The sequence below is a fragment of the Veillonella sp. ZSJB6 genome (assembly GCF_051549505.1).
Classification (GTDB): Bacteria; Bacillota; Negativicutes; order Veillonellales; family Veillonellaceae; genus Veillonella.
In genome coordinates, this window is the sequence record NZ_JBPUGE010000001.1 from 62086 (window position 1) to 74488 (window position 12403).

Below are 12403 nucleotides of genomic sequence, written 5' to 3' on the forward strand. Positions count from 1 at the left end.
TGTGGTAAAATGGAATGATGATGTAATGAAGGAGATTTTACTATGAGTTCCATTTTACCTACTCTAGGAAAAGATGTAAGTATAGATATTGGGTCCATACAGACGCGCCTCATGGGGGGGACGCGAGGAACCGTTATAAGCGAGCCATCTATTATAGCCACTGATACGAAACAAGAAAAAGTAGTAGCCGTTGGGGATGAAGCGGCTCGCCTTGTATTGCGTATGCCAGATATGTGGCGACCTTTGACACCGTTGAAAGATGGCTTTATTGTGGATTATCGTGTTATGCATACGATGCTTAACTATTTTCTGAATAAGGTATCTAATGCATTACGTCGTGCTCGAGTTCTTGTTGGTGTTCCATGCGGGATGACTGATGTTGAGCAAAGAGCGATGATGGATGCCGTTATTCAGGCGGGAGCCCGCGAAGTATTTCTTATTGAACGTCCTGTAGCTGCAGCTATTGGTTGCGGTGCACCTATCTTTGAAGCTCGTGGATCCATGGTCATTGATATTGGTGGTGGCACCGTAGATATGGGCATTGTTTCATTGGGCGGTATTGTAGATAGCAAAACTATACGCTTTGGTGGTTCAGATATCAATAATGCATTGCTCCGCTATGTACGCGAGTGTTTTGGGGTTATCGTTTCTGATGAAATTATAGAGGATATTAAACATACTGTAGGTACTGCTGTGGCACCACTAGAAGATGCGGAATATGCCTTTCAAGGCCGTGATATGATGAATGGTTTAGGTAGACGTTGTGTCATTCATCAGTCTGAAGTATACCAAGTTGTTAATGACTGTATCGGAGGCCTTTTGGATGAATTAAAACAAATGATTCGTTCCGCTGAACCTGAAATTGTAGCCGATATTATGCAATATGGAATCTACCTCACTGGTGGTACAGCGCAACTGTCTGGCTTGGCAGAGCGTATTGGTGGCGAATTAGGTGTGCCTGTACACGTTCCCGATGCACCTGAGACGAAAGTTGTTGTAGGCCTTAATGGGGCTTCATCGGACTTAGTGAGCTTATCGCGATTTATTGTAAATTCTAAAAATAGAAAGGGCCAAGACTAATATGATACAGTCAGATAAAAAGTTAATTATCGTCGTTGTTATTAGCTGTATCCTATTGGCTTTGCTCGGATTTGCATGGAAACAACGAACTAGTATTCCTTTTGTTACTGTTACTCTTGAAGGTATTACAACACCATTTGCCTATGGCTCTGCACGCTTACTTGACGGTGTGCAAACAGGTTTCACAGTGCTTAATAATGCTATTTCTGCAACGATTGAAAGTGATGAGGAAGCATCTCGTAAAGCTGCCTTAGAACAAAAGGTAGTTAACTATGATGAGGTAGTGGCAGAAAATATTCGACTTCGCCAGCTTCTTAACTATAAGAGTAGTCATCCAGAATTTTCCATGACATTGGCTGGTATTATTACAAAGGATTACGGTACATGGACAAATACTTTTACTATCGATAAGGGCAGTGAAGATGGGATGGCCGTTAATATGGCTGTCGTTGTACCAAGTGGGGTAGTTGGTTTTATTACCGATGTGTATCCTCATTCCTCTCGTGTGCAAACCATTCTTGACCCGCGTAGTGCAATCGGTGTTATCGTACAGCGTCCTGAATCCCGTTTATCTGGTGTTGTAAAGGGGGATGGAGATTCACCTCGTACACCATCAATGGTAAATATTGCCCGTGATGGCGATGTATTAGTAGGGGATAAATTAATAACCTCTGGGTACGGTGGTATCTATCCAAAAGGATTACCTGTTGGCAATGTACAGTCTATCGAAAATGATACAGAAGGCTTTGTTAAGAATGCCGTTATCACACCTAGTGTAGACTTTTACCGTTTGGAAGAGGTGTTTGTTCTTACATCATCTTCTGTTAGTGCACCACAAAAACCAGGGCTTGAGCCTAAGCTTGTACCTCAAACACAACGAGATCAAGTAGAAGGGGCAAAGGGGGCCGTTAAACCATGACGCGTCTAGCTTTAGTCCTCTGTGGATTCTTAATTTATTTTATACAGGCTCAATTATTGCCTGCTATTTTTCATACGAATTGGTTACCCAATTTAATCTTGACCATCATTGTTATGGTTACTCTTTTTAAAGGGCGTCGTATGGGAATAATGGCCGCTGTTATAGGTGGTATCGTCCATGATGTATTGATATCTAATTTCTTTGGGCTCCATTTATTCCCTTACGTTCTTGTGGTTTATCTATTATCCGCTGTAAAACATAGACTCTATGAAGAACGTTGGTATTGGTCTAGTGCTATTGTAGCGATATGTACCTTGCTAGATGGTTTTATCCGTAGCCTTATGATCTTGGCTAGTGGTGGGGATTTGCATATTGGCTTATATATGTGGCATATGGTTATACCTGTACTGTTTTGGAACGGCGTATTGGCCGCCATCGTACATGGCTTGTTGTGGCGTAAGGATGAACAACAAGATTATATTTGGTAATAATTTGGTAAGGGGGTGAAAGAGTGCTTGAAGGCCTCTATAAACGAAGAAAAACGAGTCGCTTTGATGTACTCTTTTACATTGTAGCGGGCATATTTATAGTGTTAGCATTGCGTTTGTTTATGCTACAAATCTTGGCTGGTGGCTATTATCAAGCCAAGGCGGAAGGCAACCGATTGCGCATGGTACCGATGACTGCAGCACGAGGTGTTATGTATGATCGTAATGGTCAAATTCTGGTAGGCTCTCGACCTGCCTATACTATATCTATCATGCCTACTGGAAAGGCTTTGGATGATGGTGAAGTTGCTAAATTAGCAGCTTTATTAAAAATGAAACCTGAAGATATTACAAAGAAGGTTAATGATCATAAGTATGGCTATGAGCCAATACGTATTGCTAATGATATTTCAATGGACGTAGTAACAACCATTGAAGAGCATCGACATGAATTACCAGGGGTAACCATTGATGTTGAGCCACTTCGATACTATCCATATGAAACGATGGCTTCTCAATTATTTGGTTATGTTGGTGAAGTGAGTGAAGAGGAATTAGAAGAGCTAAAACAGCAAGACCCTAATACACTGGTAAGTGGTGGTACTATTCTAGGTCGTTCTGGCCTTGAGAAATTATATGACTCTATCTTGCGTGGCACTGATGGTGGTAAGCAAGTTGAAGTCGATGCTACAGGTCGTCCTGTAGCTGAGGTAGATAGAAAGCATACAGTACCAGGATCTAATATTCATTTAACCATTGATGTAAACCTTCAAAAGGCTGCTGAAGAGGCTGTTAAGAACCAGCTTAATCAGTTGCGTGCTCAAGGTATTCCGGCACAAGGGGCAGCAGTGGTGGCTATGGATCCTAATACAGGGGCTATTTTAGCTATGGTCAGCGCTCCTGAATTCAATCCAAACTGGTTTGCGAAAGGCATTACAACGGCTCAATGGAATCAGTTAAACAATGATAAAAATCATCCATTTGATAATAAGGTTATTTCTGGTGAATATCCTCCAGGTTCACCGTTTAAGATTATTACTGGTACGGCCGCATTAGACCTTAAAAAGGTTACTCCTGAAGAGATGATCTTTGATAGTGGTAAGCACTGGTTGATCGATAAACGAAATGCGGAAGGTGAAGCATTAGGTTGGCTTAATTTTAATAAAGCACTTGCTAAGTCTGACAATGTTTACTTCTATGAAATGGGCAATCGTGTAGGCATAGAAAATCTCGATAAATATGCTGCGTATTTTGGCATAGGTGAAAAGACTGGTATTAATTTACCGGGTGAGGCCGCTGGCATTATGGCAAGCCCTGAGTATAAACGAAAAGTATATGATGAAGATTGGTACTTAGGGGAAACCTTTGATGCCGCAATTGGTCAATCTTTCACATTGGTTACGCCATTACAAATGGCGGTTATGCTCAGTGAAGTGGCTAATGGAGGCATTAAATATAGACCGTATGTGGTAAGCCGCATCGATAATAAAGATGGCACGCCAAAAGAAATTTTTGGACCTGATAAATTAGGAATTCTACCAGTTCCTAAGAATATTATGGATCTCATTCGAGAAGGCTTGCGTGATGTAACGAATGAGGGCGGTACAGCAGGGGATTTATTTAAAGGATTCCCTATAAATGTAGCGGGTAAAACTGGTACTGCGGAAAACGCACATGGCCGAGATCATGGCTGGTTCGTAGCCTATGCACCATATGATAAACCGCAAATTGTTGTGGTTGCACTCGTTGAACAAGGTAGCTTTGGTGCCGGTTCTGCAGGCCCAATCGTACGAGATGTGTTAGCGGCATATTTCAATGTACCGTTGAATAAAAAAACGAATGATACAAATACTAAAAGTAATAAAGATGCTGCCACTGTAGGCAATACGACGAATGGTCAAAAACCGGAGAAGGCAGTAACTAGTGGGCAACCAAGAAAGGATTAGTATGGGCGAAATCATTGGTGTTGTATCCGGCAAGGGTGGCGTAGGTAAAACGACTGTCACCGCATGCTTGGGTGTAGCCTTAAGTCATGCAGGGCACCGCGTATTGCTCTGTGATGGGGACTTTGGATTGCGCGATTTGGATCTTGTGTTAGGTGTAGCAGATGAAATCATCTATGATGCACTTGATGCGAGTGAAGATAAAGAATATACAGATGATGCTATTGTATCAATTGCAGAAAATCTAGATTTCTTACCGGCTAGTCAAAGTGCGCGTTGGGAAGATATAGGTCGTAAGAAGTATAAGAAATTAGTTCGTCGACTTTGTGATGTATATGACTATATTTTGATTGATGCTCCAGCCGGTATTGGTAAGGGCATAGAGTCTATTTTAGACTTAGTAAATCGCTGTATTGTTGTAACGCATCCGTTGTGGGTATCCTTACGTAATGGAGCGCGCATGATTCAAGTGTGTGAGGAACATAATATTCGCGATTTTGCTATTGCTTTTAATGCAGTACCTACAGATGGTGAAGACATAGACTTATACGATATGCTAGAAGTTCTTCGCGCCGAATATGTAGGGGCTATGATTCCTTATGATGAAGATGTGTTAACCTATACACAAGATGGACAGCTGTTAGATTTAGCTTCTCATGAATTCCGCAATGTATTAGCACCTCTTGTGGACTATGTTGTAACTGGGGATTGCTGGGAAGATTATGATGTACAAAAGCAATTTGATGCCTATGTAGCGAAGAAAAAGGCTGCTACAGAAAAACAAGGTACACCTACTCTTGCTGCAGCTGGTGAGTCTATCTTTGAAGACTCGAATAATGTTCTCTATATTAATCGCGGCGGTTGGACTACTCAGCGTTTATTAGTGCAAGGTAAGCAAAGCTTATGGCGCCGTCGTAAATTGAAATAGGTGATATGATGTGGCGGAAACTATGGAACGATAGCGACTGGGCTATTATCATATGTACTTTCTTACTTGTTTGTATTGGTTTAGCAGCCATTGGCAGTGCAACGCATGTTAATCAAGAGCCTATTGGATTTGGTAGTTTAGTAGTAAAACAACTCATATTTTTCCTAGCTAATGTAGCCGTTGTGATAGGCATGCAATTTCTTAACTACCATCGGTTAAAGGATTGGGGCAATATCATTTATGGCATTACCCTTTTGATGTTAATTGCCGTTATGGCCGTTGGTACATCTGCATTGGGTGCTCAACGGTGGATTCAACTGGGTCCTATTACCATTCAGCCATCAGAATTTTCTAAATTATTGATGATTATCTGTATGGCCAAAATGCTAGAGCCTCGTATTGGCAAGTTAGATACATTTAAGTCTTTAATATTGCCTGTATTATATGTTGGGGTACCTATTGGACTTGTATTTTTACAACCTGACCTAGGTACATCTCTTGTGTACATTGCCATTTTTGTGGGGATGTTATTTATCTCTGGCATTAAAACTAGACTCATAAAAATCATCGCAGGCACTGGTTTATTATTGATGCCGTTAGGCTGGTTTGTACTGAAAGAATACCAAAAACAACGTATTCTCGTATTTTTAAATCCAGATATTGATCCGTTTGGCTCTGGCTATCATATTATTCAATCTAAGATTGCCATTGGTTCAGGTTTGATTTTTGGCAAAGGTATCTTTAATGGCACACAAAGTCAGTTGAACTTCTTACCAGAAAACCATACGGACTTTATTTTCTCTGTTATTGGTGAAGAATTTGGCTTTGTAGGCTGTATTATCGTGTTGTTTTTGCTCTTTATGCTGATTTATCGCAGCATTAAAGTAGCATATATGTGTAATGATAATTTTGGTATGTTACTAGCTACAGGGATTGGCACCATGTTTACCTTTGAGGTACTCGTTAATGTAGGCATGACCATTGGTATTATGCCTGTTACAGGTATTCCATTGCCATTCCTTAGTTATGGTGTTAGTGCATTGACTACGAATATGTTGAGTATTGGTATTTTGTTAAATATCGCAATGCAACGGACAAAATATATTTTTTAAATAACCTATATATAGGATTGATTGTGAAAGAAGTCTTTCAGAAAAGACGGAGGATGTATGATTCAATTAGATACGTCATGGTTACAACATGTCCAAAAGCCTGCTCGTTATACGGGTGGCGAATATAACAGTATCGTAAAAGATCACAGTACTGTTGATGTAACAATGGCATTAGCTTTTCCAGATGTATACGAAGTGGCTATGAGCCATTTGGGCATCAAAATTTTATATGGTCTTGTAAACCGTCGTGAAGATGCAGCAGCGGAACGTGTGTTTGCTCCGTGGCATGATATGGAAGAGGAAATGCGCAAGCGCAACATTCCTTTATTCTCTTTGGAAACTCGTACGCCTATTAAAGACTTTGATGTACTAGCCTTTACGCTTCAATATGAGATGAGCTTTACTAATATTTTGAATATGCTCGATTTGGCTGGCATTCCTATGTACGCTAAAGATCGTGATATGGATTTCCCGTTACTCGTATGTGGTGGCCCATGTGCATTTAATGTAGAGCCTATTGCAGATTTCTTTGATATTGTATCTCTCGGTGAATCCGAAGAATGGGGCGATGAATTTATCGACCTCTATAAAGCTGAAAAAGCAAAAGGTTTCCCTGGTGGTAAAGAGGCGTTTTTGCGTAAAGTGGCTCAAATTCCTGGTACCTATTGTCCAGCGTTATACGATGTAGAATACACAGAACAAGGTGATTTTAAATCTATTACACCTCGCTTTGAAGAGGTACCGGCAGCTGTAGAGAAACGCATCGTAGAGGATGTAGAAAATGTATTTTATCCTACAAAACCTGTAGTGCCTTTCTTAGATATCGTGCATGACCGAGCAGTACTAGAATTATTCCGCGGCTGTACACGTGGTTGTCGTTTCTGCCAAGCGGGAATGCTATACCGCCCTGTTCGTGAAAAGACGCCAGAGCGTTTGCTTCAAATTGCTAAGGATACGATTGCTAACACTGGTTATAATGAAATCTCTTTGATGAGCTTAAGCTCTGCGGATTATTCTAAATTGCCAGAGCTGGTAGACATGCTCATGGAAGAGTTCAAAGACAAACAAGTGAGCGTAAGCTTGCCATCCTTGCGCATCGATAGTTTCTCCATCGATATTGCAAAAAAGGTGCAACAAGTACGTAAGAGTGGTCTTACTTTTGCTCCTGAAGCGGGTACACAGCGCATGCGCGATGTTATCAACAAAGGCGTTAGCGAAGAAGATTTATTGGCAGCGTGTACAAATGCCTTTAAATCTGGGTGGAATACAGTTAAACTGTACTTCATGATGGGCCTTCCTACTGAAACTGATGAAGACCTAGCAGGTATTGCTGATTTGGCGTACAAGGTGCTTGATTTACACCGTGATATTACGGGTAAACGCAATGGTTCTGTAACTGTGAGCGTATCCTTCTTTGTGCCAAAAACACATTCTCCATACCAATGGTATGGTCAACAAGATGTAGAGGAAATTCATCGTAAACAACGCTACTTAAAATCTCTCATCAATAATCGCAATATTTCTTATCATTACCATGATGGCTATACGGGCTACATGGAGGCTGCCTTTGCTCGTGGGGACCGTAGATTATCTGAAGTTCTTGTAAAAGCCTGGGAAGCAGGTTGTAAATTTGATGGTTGGACTGAGTTCTTCAACTATGAAACTTGGTTAAAAGCATTCGCTGACTGTGGTTTGGATCCTGCATATTTTGCACGTCGTACTCGTGATTTTGACGAACCATTACCTTGGGATCATTTGGATTGCACTGTAAGTAAAGCTTTCTTGAAACGAGAGTGGGAACAAGCGGTAGAGGCAAACTTAACAAGTGATTGCCGTCGCGGTCCATGTAAGGGCTGTAACGTATGTCCAGAGCTAAATACTGCAATTATTGACTATAAGGAGGGTGGCAGAGTTGAAAAAGTTACGTTTGGCCTTAAATAAAGGCGAAAAATTGCGATTCTTGTCGCACCTTGATTATGCACAAGCAGTAGAACGTATGATTCGCCGCGCAGAAATTAAAATGGCTTATTCTGAAGGCTTTAATCCACATATGAAAATTAGCTTTTCCTCTGCACTTGCCCTAGGTGTAACAGCGGCGGCTGAATATATCGATATGGATGTGCTAGAAGAGGACTCTTTAGAGTCTATTATGGAGCGTTTGAATCGCGTAGCACCGCCAGGTCTTGAGGTGCTAGGTGGCAAGGAAATGCCTGAAAAGGTTAAAAAGATGATGGCTATCTGTAACTTTGCTATTTATGAGGTAACAGGCCCTGTAACAGATGAAAACGCTGATTGGAATGCATTACTAAAACCTTTCAATGAAGCTACGGAGATTTCTTATGAAAAGGTAACGCCTAAGAAAACTCGCACTATTGATGTGAAAGAATTTGTAAAAGAACCTATCGTAGCATCTGTTAAGGACGGTATGGTAACCCTTACTATGGGCATTGGCATCTATCCGCAAGGTACAATCAAACCTAGCGAAGTGTGGAATCTTGGTAAAGACCAATATAATTGGCCTATTACAAGTGGCTATGAAATTCATCGTAAAGCGATTATGGTGGAAAATGAAGATGGTCGTTACACTCCATTGGAAATTAACTACTAATACTCGTTATATACATCTAAATTACTAATATCTTTACATAAATCATAAGCGATTTATATACGCTTTAGTGCTTTAAAAGAGCTATATATTTTAAATTGAACGAAGGGAGGGATAGGATGCATAAAATTTTGGTCAATGTTATGCGAGAAGAAATCCGCATGGCTGTTATCGACGAAGAAGGGCAGTTAGTAGACTTTGTCTTAGAGCGTACTGATGAGTCTCATATGGCAAATCATATGTATAAGGGCACTGTTAAGAACGTGTTAAATGGTATGCAAGCGGCCTTTGTTGATATAGGAGGCTCGCAAAATGCGTACTTGAACCTTCAACAGGGGAAAGAACAGAAAATCTTGCCACGCCTATCTGTAGGGCAACAAATTCTCGTACAAGTGGTAAAAGAGGAAATGCTTGGTAAAGGCGCTCGCGTTACAGCTGATGTGAGTTTGGCAGGACGTTTTATGGTGCTTTTACCATATTCTGAAGGCATGCATATTTCTAAGAAAATTACTGATGAAGCAGTACGTGCTAAATTACAAGAATTAGCAGCGCCTTATGTACAGGAAGGCTGTGGATTTATTATTCGTACCGCAGCTGCCAAGGCTAGTGCTGACGAAATCGGTCGTGATATGGAATATCTATGGCGTACATGGCAACATGTGTTAAAACGATTTAAGGTGGCTAAGAGTGGTACTGATCTCTATAGTGATGCGGATTTTTGGTTCCGCCTTGTGCGAGACTATGCGCATCGCAATGTAGAAGAGATTATTGTAGATTCTGATATGGGCGAGTCTCGATTGATGGACCTCTTAGGTCATGGGCCTACATCACAGCAAATTAAAGTGACACGTCACCGTGGTAGCACACCTATCTTTAAAGCTAATCATATTGAACCACAATTAGAAGATCTTATCTCTCGTGATATCAATCTACCTTCCGGTGGCTCTATCCGTATTGATCATACGGAGGCTCTCACCGTATTTGATGTAAACTCGGCTCATTACACAGGTAAGTCTAATAAGTTAGAAGATCTGGCTTTTACAGTCAATAAAGAGGCGGCAAAGGAAATTTGTCGACAATTGCGATTGCGCGATATTGGTGGTATTATCGTCGTCGATTTTATCGATATGAAGGATAAGTCCCATCAACAAGAGTTGTTAAAATTGTTGAGCGCACAGGCCAAGTTAGATAAGATGAAAACTGTAGTATGTGGTATTAGTTCGCTTGGTCTTGTGGAGATGACAAGAAAGCGTGCCCGTCAAGGTTTGCAAACTTTGATGTTTGATACATGTCCTCAATGTGGAGGCACTGGATACATGTTGTCAGGTAGAACTGTATACATGCAAATTATCCGTCGTATACGTGAGCTGTTTAAATCAGGTCGCATTAAATCTAATCTAGAAATCGAAGTACATCCAGAGGTAGCCCAATACTTAACTAAGGCTGTCCTTGAGGAGTTAGGCGATTCTATAGGGCGTAAGATTTCGATTGTAGTGAATTCACAAATTAGCCGAGAAGGATATTCTTTGATGGCAGTAGCAGAATAAGTAAGTAGTTTTTATAGGTGAGTTTCGTGTCTGTATTTGAAATTATATTAATTAGTATTGGTCTAGCCATGGATGCCTTTGGTGTATCGATTGGTAAAGGTTTATCAATGCCGGTAGGTGAAAATGGCCGAAAGGTTACATTGGCATTCTTATTTGGGTTATTCCAGTTTCTCATGCCTGTTATGGGCTGGCTTATTGGTCGCCAGTTTATCGATGTCATATCTGAATGGGATCATTGGATTATCTTTGGACTTCTGGGCTATTTAGGTGTTGCTATGATACGAGAAGGCCTTAGTGATGACGATGAAGATGATGATAAACAGTTTTTAGGCGCTTGGGAAATGATTATGCTTTCTGTCGCAACTAGCCTTGATGCGATGGCGGTTGGTTTAACCTTTGCTTTTCTACCTATTAATGTATGGGAAGCCTCTACTATGATAGGGGTAATTACCTTTGGTATTTCTCTTATTGGTGTGTACCTAGGCAAATTTATGGGCCAGTTCGTGGGAAAATATGCAGACATACTAGGTGGGGGTGTATTGATTCTCATCGGTACAAAAATACTTTTACAACACCTCGGTATTATTGGAGAATTTTAGAGGTTTGTATATATATGAAAGTATCATAAACTGAGCTATGTATGTTGAATTTTGTTTGACATAGATAGGTAAATACGATATACTATATCAGTATTAGTTCGGTTTACTGAACTTTGCAATCCGCGTGAAGCAGGTTTAAACGCCCGACCGAAGTTCGGGTCGGGATACCGAATTCAGCGAGTTCGATAACAAGGAGGTGTTCTCATGTACGCAATTATTAAAACTGGTGGTAAACAATATCGCGTTGCTGAAGGCGATGTAATTACTATCGAAAAATTGGAAGCAGCTGCTAACGAGTCCGTTACATTCGAAGAAGTTTTGACTGTAGTGAATGACGGCGACGTTAAAGTTGGCGCTCCTCTTGTAAACGGTGCAAAAGTTACAGGTACAGTTCTTGAGCATGGTAAAGGTAAAAAAATCTTAGTATTCAAATACAAAGCTAAATCCAACTACCGTCGTCGTCAAGGCCATCGTCAACCGTTCACAAAAGTTCGTATTGAATCTATCCAAGCTTAATTATGGTTTCTATTGAAATCCAGCGGAATAGTGATGGTCAAGTCATTGGTTGTCACCTATCCGGTCATGCAGGATATGATGAGCATGGCTTCGATATCGTATGTGCTGCAGTGTCTGCTTTAACGGCAACGGCAATGTTAGGACTTACCCAGATTGCTCAGCAAGAAGGGGAATATACGAATAGCGAAGGTCGATGTGATATGGTTCTCTCTGGTACAATTAACCAGAGTGGACAGGATATTCTGGGGACTATGATCCTTGGTTTAAAGGAAATTAGCCGTCAATATCCAGAGTTTGTCCAAATACACGAAATATAGGAGGTGAACTTAATGTTTACTTTTGATTTGCAATTGTTCGCACATAAAAAAGGTGTGTCCAGTACTCGTAATGGTCGTGACAGTGAATCTAAACGTCTTGGTGTTAAATGCCATGATGGTTCCATCGTAAAGAGCGGTAACATCATCGTTCGTCAACGTGGTACTCACTTCCACCCTGGTACTAACGTAGGTATCGGTAAAGATGACACTTTATTCGCACTTGTGCCTGGTAAAGTAGCATTCGAACGTGCTGGTCGTTACAACCGTAAAGTTAGCGTATACCCTGTAGAAGCTTAATTTTACAAAGACTATTAATCCCTAGTGGTTTTCCACTAGGGATTTTTTGCTT

General features: G+C 40.8%; 13 protein-coding genes. All 13 read left to right on the forward strand.

All coding sequences use genetic code 11. The annotated features are described in order from the left end of the window. Positions 1-42: 42 nt before the first annotated feature. The 13 genes from ACSV5T_RS00290 to rpmA all read left to right on the forward strand — a co-directional run bounded on the left by ACSV5T_RS00290 (position 43) and on the right by rpmA (position 12351). Positions 43-1080, forward strand: coding sequence for a rod shape-determining protein (locus ACSV5T_RS00290; RefSeq protein WP_005386031.1), 1038 nt, complete (start codon positions 43-45; stop codon positions 1078-1080). Between the two features lies 1 nt (position 1081). After that, positions 1082-1999 carry a rod shape-determining protein MreC gene (gene mreC / locus ACSV5T_RS00295; RefSeq protein WP_105089430.1) on the forward strand — a complete coding sequence of 306 codons (918 nt, stop codon included), beginning with the start codon at positions 1082-1084 and terminating at the stop codon, positions 1997-1999. Next, positions 1996-2487, forward strand: a complete 492-nt coding sequence (gene mreD / locus ACSV5T_RS00300; RefSeq protein WP_105085900.1) for a rod shape-determining protein MreD — start codon at positions 1996-1998, stop codon at positions 2485-2487. Before mreC ends, mreD begins: the two co-directional genes overlap by 4 nt. 23 nt (positions 2488-2510) lie before the next feature. Continuing rightward, on the forward strand, positions 2511-4433 hold the full coding sequence (gene mrdA, locus ACSV5T_RS00305) for a penicillin-binding protein 2 (RefSeq protein WP_303930182.1): 1923 nt from the start codon (positions 2511-2513) through the stop codon (positions 4431-4433). A 1-nt stretch (position 4434) separates the two neighbouring features. Continuing rightward, positions 4435-5358 carry a P-loop NTPase gene (locus ACSV5T_RS00310; protein WP_438319942.1) on the forward strand — a complete coding sequence of 308 codons (924 nt, stop codon included), beginning with the start codon at positions 4435-4437 and terminating at the stop codon, positions 5356-5358. Positions 5359-5366: 8 nt separating this feature from the next. After that, complete coding sequence (rodA, locus tag ACSV5T_RS00315) at positions 5367-6470, forward strand: rod shape-determining protein RodA (protein ID WP_438320219.1); 1104 nt, start codon at positions 5367-5369, stop codon at positions 6468-6470. Positions 6471-6527: 57 nt separating this feature from the next. Continuing rightward, positions 6528-8411, forward strand: a complete 1884-nt coding sequence (locus ACSV5T_RS00320; RefSeq protein WP_298698180.1) for a TIGR03960 family B12-binding radical SAM protein — start codon at positions 6528-6530, stop codon at positions 8409-8411. Then, positions 8383-9078 (forward strand): TIGR03936 family radical SAM-associated protein, encoded by a 696-nt coding sequence (locus ACSV5T_RS00325; protein ID WP_060923975.1) that lies wholly within the window; start codon positions 8383-8385, stop codon positions 9076-9078. Before ACSV5T_RS00320 ends, ACSV5T_RS00325 begins: the two co-directional genes overlap by 29 nt. 116 nt (positions 9079-9194) lie before the next feature. Then, positions 9195-10622, forward strand: coding sequence for an Rne/Rng family ribonuclease (locus ACSV5T_RS00330; RefSeq protein WP_060923974.1), 1428 nt, complete (start codon positions 9195-9197; stop codon positions 10620-10622). Positions 10623-10648: 26 nt separating this feature from the next. Beyond that, positions 10649-11221: a manganese efflux pump MntP gene (locus tag ACSV5T_RS00335; protein WP_105094526.1), complete on the forward strand. Its 573-nt coding sequence runs from the start codon at positions 10649-10651 to the stop codon at positions 11219-11221. A 204-nt stretch (positions 11222-11425) separates the two neighbouring features. Beyond that, positions 11426-11737, forward strand: a complete 312-nt coding sequence (rplU, locus tag ACSV5T_RS00340; protein WP_004698652.1) for a 50S ribosomal protein L21 — start codon at positions 11426-11428, stop codon at positions 11735-11737. A gap of 2 nt (positions 11738-11739) precedes the next feature. Further along, positions 11740-12054, forward strand: a complete 315-nt coding sequence (locus ACSV5T_RS00345) for a ribosomal-processing cysteine protease Prp (protein WP_438319945.1) — start codon at positions 11740-11742, stop codon at positions 12052-12054. A 12-nt stretch (positions 12055-12066) separates the two neighbouring features. Next, positions 12067-12351 carry a 50S ribosomal protein L27 gene (gene rpmA / locus ACSV5T_RS00350; RefSeq protein ID WP_004696430.1) on the forward strand — a complete coding sequence of 95 codons (285 nt, stop codon included), beginning with the start codon at positions 12067-12069 and terminating at the stop codon, positions 12349-12351. The last annotated feature ends 52 nt before the right edge of the window (positions 12352-12403 follow it).